This window comes from Shewanella sp. Isolate7, assembly GCF_022398425.1.
Classification (GTDB): domain Bacteria; phylum Pseudomonadota; class Gammaproteobacteria; order Enterobacterales; family Shewanellaceae; genus Shewanella.
In genome coordinates this window covers 1-15,864 of sequence record NZ_JAKEVJ010000087.1, presented here as the reverse complement: position 1 = coordinate 15,864, position 15,864 = coordinate 1, and the positions used below count along the sequence as shown (strand labels likewise).

The window sequence follows — 15,864 nt, the reverse complement described above, 5'->3', positions numbered from 1 at the left end:
TACTAATACAGTTATCGAGCGTTTTAACAAGCTAGAATGATCAATTATTTATTACGATTGGTATCAATAGCGAAGAGAAGTCGATGAAAATTGTAGCCGATGAAAATATGCCCTATGTCGAAGCCCTGTTTGCCGATCTTGGCGAGGTGGTGATGGTCGATGGCCGCACCCTGACCCAGGCCCAGGTAGAAGATGCCGATGTCCTGCTGGTGCGCTCAGTCACTAAGGTCGACGAGACCCTGCTCGATGGCTGTGACAGGCTAAAGTTTGTCGGCAGTGCCACCATAGGCATGGACCATCTGGATCTGGATTATCTGAAGCGGCGAGGCATATTCTGCACCAATGCGCCGGGCTGTAACGCGGTGGCCGTAGGCGAGTACGCCTTCAATGCCATGCTGGAGCTGGCCAGGCGTTTTCATTCGCCGCTTAAGAATATGACGGTCGGCATAGTCGGTGCCGGTAATACGGGCACAGCGCTGCAACATTGTCTGCAAGCCTATGGGGTGAAGACGCTGCTTAACGATCCCTTGCTCGAAGCCAGTGGCGATGAGCGCGGCTTTGTCTCCCTAGAGGAACTCATTGAGCGCTGTGATGTGATCTCCCTGCATGTGCCATTAACGCGCGGTGGCGAGCATCCCACCTACTATCTGTTTGACCAGGCGCGCCTGAACACACTCGCCGAAGGCACCTGGCTGCTGAACTGCTGTCGCGGCGAGGTGATAGATAACCGCGCGCTCATTCAGGTGAAACAGGCGCGAGCGGATCTCAAGCTGGTGCTGGATGTATGGGAAGGGGAGCCCGAGCCGATGGCCGAGCTGGTGCCCTTGGTAGAAATTGCCACCCCGCATATCGCTGGCTATAGCCTTGAGGGCAAGGCTCGTGGCACCTTCATGTTGTATCAGGCCTTGATGGCCCAGCTTGGAAGAGAGGTCGATAAGTCGCTTTCTAGCCTGTTGCCGCCGCTGTGGAGTCATCAGTTGTCGCCCCTGTCGGTGCCTGATGAGAGGGCCTTGCTCAGCCTGGTTCGCCTGGTCTATGACCTGCGCGATGACGACGAACTGTTTCGCCAGCGATTCCAAAATAACAAAGGCTTCGACCTGATGAGAAAAAATCATAAGCATCGACGTGAATTTAGCGCGTTAATGCTAGCCAATACCGCGGGTTCTGATGTAGATTGGTTGTTCGAATTAGGTTTTTCAGGAGTCGGTCTGTAATTATGTCGCAGGAATTTAACGTCGTCGTTTTAGGTGCATCGGGAGCCGTGGGTCAAACAATGATTGAGATCCTCGAAGAGCGCAACTTTCCCGTTGCCAACTTGTATCCTTTAGCCAGTAGTCGTAGTGCGGGCGACACGGTAACTTTCCATGGTAAACAGGTCGAAATTTTAGACGTGGAGACCTTCGATTGGTCTCAGGCACAGATAGGTTTCTTCTCGGCGGGCGGTGACGTATCGGCCAAGTGGGCACCTATTGCAGCCGAGCAGGGCTGTGTGGTGATCGATAACACCTCACATTTCCGTTACGACATCGACATTCCGCTGGTGGTTCCGGAAGTGAACCCTCAGGCGATCGCCGATTTTCGTAACCGCAACATCATAGCCAACCCTAACTGCTCGACCATTCAGATGCTGGTCGCGCTTAAGCCTGTCTATGATGCCTTCGGGATCTCACGCATCAATGTGGCCACTTATCAGTCTGTATCAGGCTCGGGCAAACAGGCTATCGAAGAGCTGGCCAATCAGTGTGCCAAGCTGTTGCAGGGGTTGCCGGTAGAGCCTAAGGCCTATCCTAAGCAGATCGCCTTTAACGTGCTGCCACAGATCGATAAGTTTATGGACAACGGCTACACCAAAGAAGAGATGAAGATGGTGTGGGAAACCCAGAAGATCTTCGGCGACGACCAGATAGTGGTTAACCCTACCGCGGTGCGTGTGCCGGTCTTCTATGGTCACTCGGAAGCTGTGCATATTGAAACCGTGCAGCCGGTGAGCGCAGAAGATGTTAAGGCCGTGTTGCGTGATGCGCCGGGCGTTGAGCTGTTCGAGTCTAACGAAGAGTACCCAACGGCGGTGACTGAGGCGGCGGGAACCGATCCTGTTTATGTGGGCCGAGTGCGTGAAGATATCTCGCATCCTAACGGTATCAATCTCTGGGTTGTGTCTGATAACATTAGAAAAGGCGCAGCGCTTAACAGCGTACAGATCGCCGAAGTCTTGGTCAGAGACTACTACTGAACGCTCGGCCTAACGGGCCAATAAGTGTCTAAGTGGAGAAAAAGCCTGCAGTTTGCAGGCTTTTTTTTGTGTGATCACTTGTTTTTGAAATGTGAACAGTAGCAGGCCATCTAAAACTGGTTTATAGTAATCTCAATAAATACAATTGCCTAAAGCACGCTGCCAAATGGCAGTCCATCATCGCTTGAAAGGGAAGAATTGATGAACTTTCGCACATCGCATCTTGCTGGTTTGCTAGCCAGCGCACTGCTTGTTCTCTCGTCGACTTCGGGTCTTTTATCTGCCGCAGAACCCCTCAATATTACCGGTCCAGATGGTGAGAGTCGCCAGACACTGCGCCAATATGGCCCAACCACGGCGTCTGATACCTTCTGGAGTATTGCACAGAAAACCCGTCCCGATGCGAGTGTGACCATCTATCAGGTGATGGCGGCGATTTATGAAGCCAACCCCCATGCGTTTACCAGTGACAACTACAACAGCCTAGAGAAGGGGATGATCCTGCTGATCCCCTCTAAAGAGGTGATGCTGGCGATCCCTAAGAGTCTGGCCAAACAGCAGGCCGAAAAAAACGATAGAGGCTGGCGTCAGAAGCCACAGACCGCGGCTAAGCCTAAGCCGGTAGCGACGGCACAAGCGCCGCAAACGAGTGAACCAGAGGCGAGTCAACCTGAGATGACTCAGGACAAAACGACTCCGGCTGATAAGCCTAGCGGCGAACAGCAAAAGCAGATTGAGGCATTAACGGCGCAGCTCGAAGCCGAGCAGGCCAAGAACCTGTCGCTCACCGATGAGCTCGCCAGGGCACAAGATAAGCTGAATCTGGGCAACAACGACAGCGAGATGTTGCAGGCCAAGATAGATGAGCAAAGCAGCCGTATCGCCGAGCTGGAAGAGGCACTACTGGTTCAGAAAGAGCAGAAGGCGCAACTTAACAGCGAGGTGGAACAGTTACGCCAGCAGCTCGCGGCCGCCACTCAGCCAGCCCAGCCTAAAGAGGTTGATGATAGCTGGCGTACCATGATGAGCAGCCCGCTCTATCTTGGTCTGTTCGCGGCTATTCCAGCGCTACTGCTGCTGGTATTGGTATGGTTGTTTATCAAGCGTCGCAACAATAAGAATGAGGCGGGCGAGGCGAGCGCGCCTGTGACACCGCCGGTGGACGATAAGCCTGTCGCACCAGCGCCTGAAGATAGCGAAGAGATGATGGCGGTGCACCTGGACAATGACGATGAGGCCGATTCGCTGGATTCCTTGATGAAGGTCGACGAAACCCAGTTAACGCCAGAGGCCGATCTTAGCGAGGAGTTGCCCCAAGAAGGCGCCGAGATGGTGGTCGATGCCGGTGATGAGCAGGTGATGTCACCGATCGATGATGAAGGGCAGTCACTCGATGATCTCTGGGCCGAGGCCATGGGCGAGCAGGAAGAGGAAGAGACGAAGGCGGCACCGGAAGATGACCTGGATAGCCTGTTGGCCGAATTGGACGCGCCGGTCGCGGCAGTCGAAGAGTCATTAGCCGAGGAAACCTCGTTCGAGGCGCCTGCAGCGCTTGAAGATGAGGCTGACAGTCGCGAGACAGATCTCGATGAGCTGCTAGCCGAGTTTGAACAAGAGACGCCAAGCGAAGAGACTAAAGAGGAAGATTTAGATGCGCTGCTGGCCGAGTTTAACCTGCCAGCAGAAGAAGCAGTGGAAGAAGCGGCCGTGGAAGAGACGGCTAAGGCTGAGGAAACCGCCGAGCCTGAAGTCTCCCCAGAGGATGCGCAGCAGGAAACCCTAGCCGATGAGATAGCGCAGGAACTTGAAGAGGCTATCAATGCTAAGGGCGATGAAGCCGAGGTCGACGATACCGATCTCGACGCCTTGCTAGCCGGTTTTGATGCTGAAACAGCAGCCTCAGAAAACGAAGCAACAGAAGTCGAGGAGGCGCAGGCGGCCGATAGCGAGCAGGATGATGAGATAGCCCGTCAGATCGCCGCCGAATTTGAGGAAGAAAACGACGATGCCGATGAGGCGGATCTCGATGCCTTATTGGCCGAGTTCGAACCCGCTGCGCCGGCAAGCGAGCCAGAAGCCGCTGAAACTCAAGCGCCAGACATTGCAGCGAGCGATGAAGCGTCCGTCGATATTGAGCCTGAACTCGAGCCGGAACTCGACCCTGCAGCCGAGCTAGAAGCGAGTAAGCCATCGACCGGCCATGAGCCGCTAGAATTTGATCTGGGTGAGGATGAGCCAAGCGCTCAAGACGAAACCAAGCCTGAGGATGACGGTGAGGTGGATCTCGATGCACTGCTGGCCGACCTCGAATCGGTCGAAGAGGCAGAACCTAAGGCTGAGAAAGGTGAGTCGGGTTTCTTCGGTGATCTCAAGGGCAATAAGCACAGCAGCGATAATATGCTTGAGTGGGAGTCTGCATTGACTAGCGCTGAGCCGAGTGCACAGGATACGCCGGCAGAAGAAGATGACGACGAAGGTATCGATCTGCAGCTAGACGATGATGATAACCTGACCGTGGATCAGGCACTGGCAGCCCTGGATGCGGCAGAGAAGAAGGGCGCCGCCAGAGCCGTGCCTGAGCATGACCTGACCGCCTTCCAGCAAGATAACGGCTTTATCGATATCGACAGACTGCTTAACGAGGCCGATGAGGAGCAGCTGGATGTCGACAAATACAAGGAGCTGGATGTCGACATGGGTGAGCTCGATAACCTGATGGGTAATGCGGCCATGGTGGATGTCGACGACGAGGAGAATTCGGTCAATGCCAAGCTGGATCTGGCTCGCGCCTATATCGAGATCGATGACATGGATAGCGCCAAGGCGCTGCTCAAAGAGGTCGAGCTCGATGGCAACGAGCGTCAGCAGCAAGAAGCCAAGAAGTTGCTAGACGAGCTTTAAACCAGAGAAGCTCTAATCAAGATAAGTCATAAAAAACGGTGCTTAGGCACCGTTTTTTTTATGGCGGCAAGCCAATATCTTCTCAATTCATGCCGTTAAATCGAGGGTGGTCAATTATCGGGGCAGTTAACTTAACTATCCAGTTCATACCAAGCTTGTGCTAGAATCCGCCGCCTAGCGTACATATTTATAAAACATGAGTAATCAAACATGAGGACAGGTATTTCATGCGCGTAGCATTAGGTATCGAATATGATGGCAGCCGTTATTTTGGCTGGCAACGTCAGGCCGAGGTCGACTCGGTACAAGCCCAGCTCGAGCGAGCCCTATCTTTTGTTGCCAACGAACCTATTTCGATTCAATGCGCCGGGCGTACCGATGCCGGGGTGCATGCCACGGGCCAGGTGGTGCATTTCGAGACCAATGCCTTGCGTAAGGAAAGCGCCTGGACCCTAGGGGTAAATGTTAACCTGCCGGACGATATCGCCGTGCGCTGGGCCAAGGATGTGGATGATGAGTTTCATGCCCGTTTTACCGCCACCGCCCGCCGTTATCGTTACATGATCTATAACCATCAGTTCAGACCTGGCATCCTGCGCTCCGGCGTGAGTCATTATCCGGGGCAGATTGATGAGACCAAGATGCATGAGGCGGCTCAGTTTCTGTTAGGTGAGCAGGACTTCACCAGTTTCCGCGCCATTCAGTGCCAGTCAAACACGCCGTTTCGCTGCGTACATGAGGTCAATGTGACCCGTCAGGGCATGTATATCTGCGTCGACATCAAGGCCAATGCCTTCTTACACCACATGGTGCGTAATATTGTGGGCTCCCTGCTCGAGGTGGGTTACGGTCGTCAGCCCGTGACCTGGATTAAAGAACTACTGGCACTAAAGGATCGCACTCAGGCGGCGGCAACGGCCAAGCCTAACGGTCTCTATCTGGTCGATGTCACCTATCCCGAGCATTATGATCTGCCCAAGTTGGCCCTGGGGCCGCTGTTTATGCTGGATTAATCCCGAATCAATATAATTAGAGCAATTCGCAATGACCTCGCTACCTAACGCACAATCTAGCCTTAATGACTGGCTGACACATCTGATGGCCATCCACCCCACCGAGATCGATATGGGGCTTGGCCGCGTTTCGGCCGTCGCCAAGATAATGGGGCTTGATAGCCTTGCCGGCACTAAGGTAGTGACCGTTGCCGGCACCAATGGTAAGGGCACGACCTGTGCCATGATAGAAGCCATCATGAGGCAGGCGGGGCTAAGGGTGGGGGTCTACAGCTCGCCCCACATGCTCAAGTACAATGAGCGGGTGCGCATCGATGGCCTTGATGCCAGCGATGAGGCGCTTATCGAGGCGTTTTGCGCGATAGATGCGGCTCGCGGTGACATTTCGCTGACCTTCTTCGAATACGCCACCCTGGCCGGGCTCTACCTGTTTAAGCAGGCGGGGCTGGATCTCGTGCTACTCGAGGTAGGCTTAGGCGGCCGACTCGATGCCACCAATATTATCGATGCCGATATCGCGGTGATCACCGCAATTGATATCGACCATCAGGAATACCTGGGTGATACCCGTGAGCTGGTGGGCCGAGAGAAGGCGGGGATCATGCGCGCGGGGCGTCCCGTGGTGATTGGTGACCCCGACCTGCCGGCAAGTGTGGTGGATTACGCCGAGTCCATCGGCGCTAAGATGCTGCGGGTGGATCAGGAGTTTAGCTATCAGGCGAGCGAGACAGATTGGTGTTTTAAGGCGGCCGGACCGTCTCATCTATCACTATCAGGGCTGCCGCTGCCCAGCTTGCCGCTGGGCAATGCAGCCACAGCGCTGGCGGTGGTGCAACAGCTTATGCAGCAAGATATTGAGTCAGCGCAGGCCCGCCTAGCCATTGCTACAGGGCTGAAAGAGGCTAAGTTGGCCGGGCGACTCGAGGTGGTTAGCGAGCAGCCCAAGATCATCTTAGATGTTGCCCATAATCCCCATGCGGCGAGTTATCTGGCCAAACGCCTAAGTGCCTATGAAGGCCGGCGAATCTTCGCCCTGTGCGGCATGTTGAAAGATAAGGACTGCCGCGCCGTGCTTAGCCTGCTCGACGATCAGGTACATGCCTGGTATCTGGCAGACCTTAATTGTGAGCGTAGCGCTAAGGCGCAGGATCTGCTCAGCTATCTTGGTGGCGACAAAGCTGCCTATGGTTTTACCTCCGTAGCGCAGGCTTACCTGGCGCTAAAGCCTGAGATTGGCCAATCCGATGTGGTAATTGTGTTTGGCTCCTTTTACACTGTGGCAGAGTTTAAGCAATTGGACCTAAGTTAAATGCAGGTGGATGAAGTAGAAGTTAAACAAGAGAAGGTATCGAGCCAGTTTCAAAACCGCTTGGTGGGCATCATAGTCTTGGTGGCCCTGGGGGTGATCTTTTTGCCCGATATCTTAGATGGGAAGAAGCAGCATCAGGAAGAGCAGTTTGCCGAGATCCCATTGCGACCACAGGCTGAGTCCCGTCTCGACGAGCAGGATACCATCACGGCCATCGACCTGGGTGAGCAGCAAGCGCAGTTCGACCAGCAGATGAGTGCGCGAGAAGCTAACGCCAGCCAATTGCCTGCCGAGCAGCAGGGCGAGAAAGAAACGGCTAAGGTCGAAGCTAAGCCCGAGACTAAGCCCGAGACTAAGCCAAGTGTGACAAAAACCGATGTCGCGAAAACCGATACCGCTAAGACAAGTGCCTCTAACAAGAGTGAGCCTGCGCCAGCGACGGCGAGCTCTGCCTATACTCTGCAGCTGGGTAGCTTTAAGAATGCCGACAATGTAAATGCCCTGGTTAAACGCCTTCGAGGCCAAGGCTACCGTGCCTATACCGTGCCGCAAAAGCCGGTGGATGGCCAACTGACCAAGGTGTTTGTGGGGCCTGATATCTCCAAGGCCAAGCTGCAGAAGCTGCAGACCAAGCTGGATAAGTTTACCGGCCTTAAATCGGCGGTGGTCGACTACAATCCGCTGCTCTGATCTTGAGTGACCACTCCCCGACGCCCAGGCTTTTCCCTGGGCGTTTTTGTCTGCGGGGCCGGGGTAAGATGGTCCTGGTTCAGAACTCAGTGTCCGTAATTGCGGATAAACTAAATCACTTTTAAATCAGGCTAGGGGGTGAGAATGTCTTCAGTCTCTGGTAAAATCCCGCCGTCTTAATGCTAATGCTGGATCACCTTATTCAATGGTTTGGATCGATTATGCCATTATTGCGGTCATCGCAATTTCGACTTTAATTAGTCTGCTTCGTGGTTTCGTTAAGGAAGCTATGTCACTCGTGGTCTGGTTTGCCGCCTTCTTCGTGGCGAGTCAGTTTTATCAAGATCTCGCCGTCTACCTGACCCAGATGAAAGATGAAATGGTGCGAAATGGCATCGCCATCGCCATCCTGTTTATCTCGACCCTTATTCTCGGTGCCCTGGTTAACTATCTTATTGGTCAGTTGGTGGCCAAGACTGGCCTGTCTGGCACAGACAGGGTGCTGGGGCTCTGTTTCGGCGCCTTGCGCGGGGCGCTTATCGTCAGCGCGATACTCTTTTTCCTGGACGCCTTTACCGGGGCGCCCAGGACAGACTGGTGGGCCAGCTCGCAGCTGGTTCCCGAATTCGGAGTGGTTATCCAGTGGTTCTTTGACTACGTGGAAAACACCTCAAGCTTTGTACCTAAAATATAAAAAATGCTTAAGCATAGGCGAGCCTAGCCATTGGTCCTGGCCGCAGATAATAATTATCAGAACATCTTAAAATGAGGAAACCTACCCATGTGTGGTATCGTCGGAATAGTTGGCCGAACATCGGTTAATCAGACAATCTATGATGCACTCACAGTGCTACAGCATCGTGGCCAAGACGCCGCGGGCATTGTCACCGTAGATGGCAATGCGTTTAGATTGCGTAAGGCCAATGGTCTGGTAAAAGACGTATTTGAACCTAAGCATATGCAGCGCCTGCAAGGCTCCGCCGGCATAGGTCACGTGCGTTACCCAACTGCGGGTAGCTCGAGCGCGTCTGAGGCGCAACCTTTCTATGTTAACTCTCCTTTCGGTATCTCTCTGGCGCACAATGGTAACTTGACCAACACGGTCGAGCTGCACGAGCGTCTGGTGAAGCAGCGTCGCCATGTGAACACCACCTCAGACTCTGAAGTCCTGCTTAACCTGTTGGCCGACGAGCTGCAACACACCAAGAGCCAGTATCTTACTGCCGACGAAGTCTTCGAGGCGGTGACTAAGGTGCATGAGCTGACCCGCGGCGCCTATGCCGTGGCGGCGATGATCATCGGCCAGGGCCTGGTAGCATTTCGCGACCCTTACGGCATTCGTCCACTGGTACTGGGTAAGCACGAGACAGAGCAGGGCACCGAATATATGGTGGCCTCCGAGAGCGTGGCACTCGACGCCGTCGGTTTCGAGACGGTACGTGATGTTGCCCCAGGCGAAGCCATCTATATCTCCTTAGATGGTCAGCTCTACACACGTCAATGTGCCCAGTCGCCAACCTATTCGCCTTGTATCTTCGAATATGTATACTTTGCCCGCCCAGACTCGACCATCGACAAGGTGTCTGTCTACGGTAGCCGCGTGAACATGGGCACCATGCTGGGTGAGAAGATCAAGAAGGAGTGGGAAGATCACGATATCGACGTGGTGATCCCGATTCCTGAGACCTCATGCGATATCGCGCTGGAGATCGCCCGTAACTTGGATCTGCCATACCGCCAGGGCTTCGTGAAGAACCGTTATATCGGTCGTACCTTCATCATGCCGGGCCAGCAGGAGCGTAAGAAGTCGGTTCGCCGCAAGCTTAACGCCATCAATGCCGAGTTTAAGGGCAAGAACGTGCTGCTGGTGGATGACTCTATCGTGCGCGGTACCACCTCCGAGCAGATCATCGAGATGGCTCGTGAAGCCGGCGCCAAGAAGGTTTACTTCGCCTCTGCGGCCCCTGAGATCCGCTTCCCGAACGTCTATGGTATCGACATGCCAACCTCGAGCGAGCTGATCGCCCACGGCCGCGACGCCGAAGAGATCAATAAGCTGATCGGTGCCGACGGCATCATCTTCCAGGATCTAGAAGACCTGATCGAAGCCGTACGCCAGCAGAACCCGGATATCAAACGTTTCGAGACCTCGGTATTCGACGGTAACTATGTGACCAACGATGTGGATCAGGCCTATCTGGATCACCTGACCCAGCTACGTAACGATGATGCCAAGGCAAATCGCATCAAGGATATCGGTACCAACCTAGAGCTGCACAACGTCTGTCACCCTTAACCGGTAGCAGATGCATCAGTTAAAAGCCGACCCTTAGTGGTCGGTTTTTTTATGTAAGGGGTCGGTTTTTTTATGGGGCATTTTGCTACATCCCTTCCACTGCAAGGTCAATTAAATACCTGATAGCATGGTGTTTTAATGCTTTAGTGCTATGTTTAATGAGTGAAAGCTCTCGGTCTCACGCCTTAATCCTCATCTCTACCGCCTTGCTTAGGAGTGATAAATGAAACACTTGTCCATCAGTACTAAGTTGCTTTGGATCACCTCAGCGCTGTTTTTGATCATCGTTGCCATTCTCTCCTTTAGCCTCTGGTGGTCGCTCAGCGACAAAAATGCCCAACTGGCAAGCCAGGTGCAGAGTGCGCTGCATGATGAGACCCGCCAGCGTCTCAGCGCCCGGGCCGGTGAGTACGGCGAGCGTGTTGCGGGTTTCATCAACGAGGCTTACCGAATTCCCTTCTCCTTTGCAGGCATGATAGAGCAGAGCGCCGCCACTCAGCCGCTATCTCGTGAAGGGGTTGAGGAATCTGTGGCAGGTATCTTGCGCAAGAATAGCCAGCTCTCTTCCATGTACGCCCAGTTCGAGCCCAATGGCTATGATGGACGGGATAGCGAATATACCCAGAAGATTAGTCACAGCGTGCCAGAGGCAGGCACCCTGGAGATCTATTACACCCGCAGTGACGATGGCAGCGTCGAACATCAGCAGGTGGACGATGCCAGTGAGAAATATGATGCCACCCTCAAGGAGTTTGGCGTGCGCGAGGCCGAATGGTATCTGTGCGCCAATGATACCAAGCGCCCTTGCCTGATGGAGCCCTACCTGTATGAGATAAGCCCGGGCAACACGGCGCTGATGACCTCGCTGACCGTACCTGTGGTGGTGGGCGGCAGTTTTCGCGGCGTGATAGGTGTAGACGTCAACCTGCCTGTGTTTCAGAAGCTGATCGACGAGCTCTCGGCCAGCCTGTATCGAGGCAAGGCCAAGGTGACCCTGCTGAGCCAGAAGGGCCTAGTGGTGGCGGCCAGTCACTATGATAAGAAGGCAAGGCCCTTGGGCGAGTCTATCGCACCCTCGCTCGCCAGTCAGTTAACCGGGCTGCATCGCCAGGGCGGCTACTTGGAGCAAGGAAGCCATATTATCGTCGCCTATCCTATCGATATTGGACTTGCCAAGGCGCAGTGGTCGCTGGTTATCGAGGTGGACAAGGTTGATGCCTATGAGGCCGCCAATGCCATGGATAAGGCGATGTCGGCGATGGCCAGCTCTCTGGGTAGCCTGCTGTTGATCGTCGGGGTTATCGTCTCCTTAATCGCCGTGATCACCATCAGTTTAGTGATACGTTCCATCATAGCGCCGCTTAAGGTGATTCAGAATCGAGTGGAAAACCTCGCCAGCGCCGAGGGGGATCTGACTCAGGCGATCACGGTGGAATCCCACGCCGAGCTGATTGCCCTGGGAGGCGGCATCAATGGCTTTATTACCAAGCTGCGCCTGCTGATCGGCGAGCTTAAGGAGCTGGCGTCACGCTCACAGGCGGAGAGTCAGGTGGCGGCGGGGATAGCCCAGCAGACCCACAACAGCGTCAATCGTCAGTACAGCGATATCGAGAGCGTGGTGACCGCGGTGAATCAGATGAGCGCCACTGCGCTGGAGGTGGCCAAGGCCTCTGAGCAGACCGCATCGGAAACCGAGGCGATGACCCTCAACGTCAAGGCCGGTGAAGACAGCCTGAGTCAGGCCATGGGCTATGTGACCCATATGTCACAAGAATCTCTACTGGCTAAGGAAGCCGTGGGCAAGGTGGCGGAAAGCAGCACCAACATCAGTAAGATCCTCGAGGTGATCAGCGCCATTGCCGAGCAGACCAATCTGCTGGCGCTGAATGCCGCCATCGAGGCTGCACGCGCCGGAGAGCAGGGGCGGGGCTTTGCCGTGGTTGCCGACGAGGTGCGCGCCCTGGCCTCCAAGACCCAGAGCTCTACCGATGAGATTGGCAAGTTGATCGAGACCTTACAGCGGGAGGTCACCAGTGCGTCGCAGATCATCGATCAAGGCGTAGATGGTGCCCAGCGCGCCGTGGCCCAGACCGAATCGGCCCTGAGTTCGCTTAATACCATTGTGAGCCAGATTCAGGAGGTGTCGGGGCAGGTGACCCATATTGCTACCGCAGCTGAGGAGCAGAGCGCCGTCACCGAAGAGGTCAATCGCAACATCACGGGGATCTCCGATTCGGCCTCAGAGCTGGCGAGACTGGCCGATGAGGCGCAGCAAAGCAGTGCCAGCCTGGCGGCATTGGTGGAGCAGCAGCACCAACAGCTAGGCAAGTTAAAAACCTAGATTCAGCATGTTGTTAAAGCTGATTGAGGCGTCTACAGGGAGGCGCCTTTTTAATGGATTTTGTCGGCTGAGGCCAAGACAAAGCTGGGGGCAAGTCACTGCTAATCGAACATAGCGAGAGTTCAGAAGGGGAGCAGCAAACCTTGGCTTACCCACACCAACAGCCAGAGGCCGAACAGGAGCCCCATGGCCAGCCTTTGATTCTTACCATGGCGGGCGAGCGCAAATAGAGTGCCTGCGCAGCTTAGCAACAGCAGCGCGCCAAACAGCATCAGGGGATCCTGTCGCCAGGGTAATGCTAAGTTAGGCATTAAGAGCAGAAGCAGCGCGGTTGTTGTCAGCGTGGCATAGAGTAGTAGGCGCTCGGGTCGGTAAGGGGTCTTGAGTCGTATGTGCATATCAACCTCCATAGAATGGCCTTAGACTACTCCTTAATAAGAATCGTTCTCAACTAAATTTACATGTAAGCATAAGATTGCCTTCTTGTATTTGCGCCAACGCTGCGAGTGGTTTAAAGTTACTGTTAATTTATACAGTAATTTGATGTCAGCATGATCTTATACATAGCAGAGAAGCCCAGCCTAGGGCGCGCCATCGCCGATGTGTTACCTAAACCCCATAAGAAGGGTGAGGGCTATATCACGGCGGCCAACGGCGACACTGTCTCCTGGTGCATAGGGCACCTGCTGGAGCAGGCCGAGCCTGACAGCTATGATCCCGCCTTTAAGTCCTGGTCGTTCGATCATCTGCCCATAGTGCCCCAGCAGTGGAAGATGACCCCCAAGAGCAAGACCCGGGGCCAGCTCAGCGTGCTGAGAAAACTGGTCAAGCAGGCCAGTCAGTTAGTCAACGCCGGCGATCCCGATCGCGAAGGTCAGTTGTTGGTAGACGAGGTGATCGCCTATCTGGGGGTTAAGGGAGACAAGCTCGAACAAACCCAGCGCCTGCTGGTGAGCGATCTTAATCCCCAGGCGGTAAAACGTGCCCTGGGCCAGCTACGCAGCAACCGCGAGTTTATCCCACTGTCGACCTCGGCGCTGGCACGCTCTCGCGCCGACTGGCTCTATGGCATGAACATGACCCGCGCCTATACCTTGCAGGGGCGCAAGGTGGGCTATCAGGGCGTGCTCTCCGTCGGCCGGGTACAGACGCCCCTCTTAGGCCTGGTGGTGCGGCGGGATGAGGCAATTGAGCACTTTGTCAGTAAGCCTTTCTATGAGGTGCTGGCCAACCTCTACACCCAGGAACAGGCGCATTTTAAGGCCAAGTGGCGTCCCAGTGAGGCCTGTCAGCCCTATATGGATGAGGAGGGGCGGGTGTTATCTAGGCGCTTGGCGGAAAACGTGGTGGGGCGGATCACAGAGCAGAGCGCTCGGGTGACAGAGCTGCAGGCAAAAGACAAGCAGCAGGGGCAACCCTTACCCTATAACCTGTCTGCGCTACAGATAGATGCGGCCAAGCGCTTCGGCATGAGCGCCAAGGCGGTGCTCGATACCTGTCAGTCTCTGTATGAAAAACATAAGCTTATCACCTATCCGCGCTCAGATAGCCGCTACCTGCCCAAGGAGCAGCTCGCCCTGGCGCCTAGTGTTATCGATGCCGTGCTCAAGGGGGCGGGTGAGCTTACGGCTCAGTGCGCCGCGCCAGATCCTAAGATAGTCTCCAAGGCCTGGAATGATGCCAAGGTCGATGCCCATCACGCCATAGTGCCCACAGAGAAGCTGGCTAACCTGAGCACCCTGACTCAGGCCGAGCGGCAGATCTACCTGCAGCTGGCACGGCAATACTTGGCGCAGTTTTACCCTGTCTATCGCTACCATGAGACCCAGGTCGAGGTAGAGATCGCCGGCGGGCATTTTCATACCAAGGCCAAGCAGGAGATTGCTCCAGGCTGGAAGCAGCTGTTCCCCAAGCGCGCCGATGACAAGGCCGATAGCGAGGGTGATGAGGCGCTGGCCCAATTGCCGCCGCTGCATAAGGGACAGACACTGCATTCGGGCCAGGGGGAACTTATCGAGAAGCAGACCCAGCCCCCCAAGGCCTTTACCGATGCGACCTTACTGAGCGCCATGACGGGGATCAGCCGTTATGTGACGAATCCAGAGATCCGTAAGATCCTCAAAGAAACGGATGGCCTGGGCACGGAGGCGACCCGGGCGGGGATCATAGAGCTGCTGTTTAAAAGAGGCTTTCTGGCGCGTCAGGGAAAATCTATCGTCTCAACCGCGGTTGGCCGCGGCCTGATCAACAGCCTGCCGGAATCGGCCACCACGCCGGATATGACGGCGCTGTGGGAGAGTCACCTAGATGCCATCAGTCGTAAGGAGGCCAAGTATCTGAGCTTCATGGGGCCGCTTATCGAATCGCTCAATGGGCTTATCATGCAGGCGGGGGCTCAGTTGCCCAAAGCCTTGCAAGGGGTCGAGGCACCCAAGGGGCAGTTTAAGAAGCGTAGCTATGGCAATCGACGTGGCAGGGCGACGGGCGGCAAAGGCGCGGCTAAAACAAACGTAAAAACAAACGCTAGAACAAGCGCTAAAACGACAGCCAAAGGAGCGGGCAAGGGGACAAGTAGGGCAACGAGCAGCTCGACAGCTAAAGGAGCCGCTAGGGCGCACCCTGTTAAGGCAGGAAACTGACGTGATACCGTATAGCCAATGGCATATAGAGTTCAGTTACCTTTTTGGTTGTATTGCAGAATATTTGATTAGTTATCTGGGGATTTGTTCACTAGAGGGACGGATGATCATCTTGGACTTGGTTCTCCCAACCAGGTGACGATATCTTCCTTGAGTTTCGTCGCAAGGCTGGCTGAGGTTTTTTATCGGGGTGCTAGGGAAACTGCGAACAAGTCCTGCAATTTAGGTATCGAGCGAGGTTATGAGCGGCCCGCCTGATTTTTGAACGCTAACTGTTCAATTTTGGCCAACATACTGCCGTTTTACGCCGAATTTCGACCTAATTCCAGGCAGTTCCCGGATTTCAGACAGATCTTGGCTGTCGTCGTAACATCTGGTCTACTTTAAACAGGTTCGCCAAGGTGAATAGCATGGCTAACTGTGAGTCATTTTTCGTCAGCCC

General features: G+C 54.8%; 11 protein-coding genes. 10 read left to right on the top strand and 1 reads right to left on the bottom strand.

Going from position 1 to position 15,864, the window contains the following annotated elements; translation table 11 throughout:
• The first annotated feature begins 83 nt into the window (after positions 1–83).
• The 9 genes from L1D47_RS17620 (at position 84) to L1D47_RS17580 (ending at position 12,783) form a co-directional block, all read left to right on the top strand.
• Entirely contained in the window at positions 84–1,214 is a 1,131-nt protein-coding gene (locus L1D47_RS17620; protein WP_239886214.1) for a 4-phosphoerythronate dehydrogenase, read from the top strand.
• Positions 1,215–1,216: 2 nt separating this feature from the next.
• Positions 1,217–2,233: an aspartate-semialdehyde dehydrogenase gene (locus tag L1D47_RS17615; RefSeq protein ID WP_041510962.1), complete on the top strand. Its 1,017-nt coding sequence runs from the start codon at positions 1,217–1,219 to the stop codon at positions 2,231–2,233.
• Between the two features lie 201 nt (positions 2,234–2,434).
• Entirely contained in the window at positions 2,435–5,134 is a 2,700-nt protein-coding gene (locus L1D47_RS17610) for a FimV/HubP family polar landmark protein (RefSeq protein ID WP_239886213.1), read from the top strand.
• A gap of 227 nt (positions 5,135–5,361) precedes the next feature.
• Positions 5,362–6,147 carry a tRNA pseudouridine(38-40) synthase TruA gene (gene truA, locus L1D47_RS17605; protein WP_239886212.1) on the top strand — a complete coding sequence of 262 codons (786 nt, stop codon included), beginning with the start codon at positions 5,362–5,364 and terminating at the stop codon, positions 6,145–6,147.
• Positions 6,148–6,178: 31 nt separating this feature from the next.
• Complete coding sequence (gene folC / locus L1D47_RS17600) at positions 6,179–7,456, top strand: bifunctional tetrahydrofolate synthase/dihydrofolate synthase (protein WP_239886211.1); 1,278 nt, start codon at positions 6,179–6,181, stop codon at positions 7,454–7,456.
• Entirely contained in the window at positions 7,457–8,146 is a 690-nt protein-coding gene (gene dedD / locus L1D47_RS17595; RefSeq protein ID WP_239886210.1) for a cell division protein DedD, read from the top strand.
• 205 nt (positions 8,147–8,351) lie between these two features.
• Positions 8,352–8,840, top strand: coding sequence for a CvpA family protein (locus L1D47_RS17590; RefSeq protein WP_041510966.1), 489 nt, complete (start codon positions 8,352–8,354; stop codon positions 8,838–8,840).
• Between the two features lie 87 nt (positions 8,841–8,927).
• Positions 8,928–10,442 (top strand): amidophosphoribosyltransferase, encoded by a 1,515-nt coding sequence (gene purF / locus L1D47_RS17585; protein ID WP_041510967.1) that lies wholly within the window; start codon positions 8,928–8,930, stop codon positions 10,440–10,442.
• Positions 10,443–10,665: 223 nt separating this feature from the next.
• The gene (locus tag L1D47_RS17580) at positions 10,666–12,783 is read left to right on the top strand and encodes a methyl-accepting chemotaxis protein (RefSeq protein WP_239886209.1); all 2,118 of its coding nucleotides are present in this window, start codon (positions 10,666–10,668) and stop codon (positions 12,781–12,783) included.
• 122 nt (positions 12,784–12,905) lie between these two features.
• On the opposite strand, the gene L1D47_RS17575 is transcribed toward L1D47_RS17580, so the two are convergent.
• Positions 12,906–13,181: a hypothetical protein gene (locus L1D47_RS17575; RefSeq protein WP_239886208.1), complete on the bottom strand. Its 276-nt coding sequence runs from the start codon at positions 13,179–13,181 to the stop codon at positions 12,906–12,908.
• A gap of 153 nt (positions 13,182–13,334) precedes the next feature.
• Between L1D47_RS17575 and L1D47_RS17570 the strand changes: the two genes are divergently transcribed.
• The gene (locus L1D47_RS17570; protein ID WP_239886207.1) at positions 13,335–15,422 is read left to right on the top strand and encodes a DNA topoisomerase III; all 2,088 of its coding nucleotides are present in this window, start codon (positions 13,335–13,337) and stop codon (positions 15,420–15,422) included.
• Positions 15,423–15,864: the final 442 nt, after the last annotated feature.

What these genes read in the sequence shown, in the direction of transcription:
- L1D47_RS17590 (WP_041510966.1), top strand. Translation starts at nt 8,352, where the DNA reads ATGGTTTGGATCGATTATGCCATTATTGCGGTCATCGCAATTTCGACT.
- L1D47_RS17580 (WP_239886209.1), top strand. Translation starts at nt 10,666, where the DNA reads ATGAAACACTTGTCCATCAGTACTAAGTTGCTTTGGATCACCTCAGCG.
- folC (WP_239886211.1), top strand. Translation starts at nt 6,179, where the DNA reads ATGACCTCGCTACCTAACGCACAATCTAGCCTTAATGACTGGCTGACA.
- L1D47_RS17620 (WP_239886214.1), top strand. Translation starts at nt 84, where the DNA reads ATGAAAATTGTAGCCGATGAAAATATGCCCTATGTCGAAGCCCTGTTT.
- truA (WP_239886212.1), top strand. Translation starts at nt 5,362, where the DNA reads ATGCGCGTAGCATTAGGTATCGAATATGATGGCAGCCGTTATTTTGGC.
- dedD (WP_239886210.1), top strand. Translation starts at nt 7,457, where the DNA reads ATGCAGGTGGATGAAGTAGAAGTTAAACAAGAGAAGGTATCGAGCCAG.
- L1D47_RS17575 (WP_239886208.1), bottom strand. Translation starts at nt 13,181, where the DNA reads ATGCACATACGACTCAAGACCCCTTACCGACCCGAGCGCCTACTACTC.
- L1D47_RS17615 (WP_041510962.1), top strand. Translation starts at nt 1,217, where the DNA reads ATGTCGCAGGAATTTAACGTCGTCGTTTTAGGTGCATCGGGAGCCGTG.
- purF (WP_041510967.1), top strand. Translation starts at nt 8,928, where the DNA reads ATGTGTGGTATCGTCGGAATAGTTGGCCGAACATCGGTTAATCAGACA.
- L1D47_RS17610 (WP_239886213.1), top strand. Translation starts at nt 2,435, where the DNA reads ATGAACTTTCGCACATCGCATCTTGCTGGTTTGCTAGCCAGCGCACTG.
- L1D47_RS17570 (WP_239886207.1), top strand. Translation starts at nt 13,335, where the DNA reads ATGATCTTATACATAGCAGAGAAGCCCAGCCTAGGGCGCGCCATCGCC.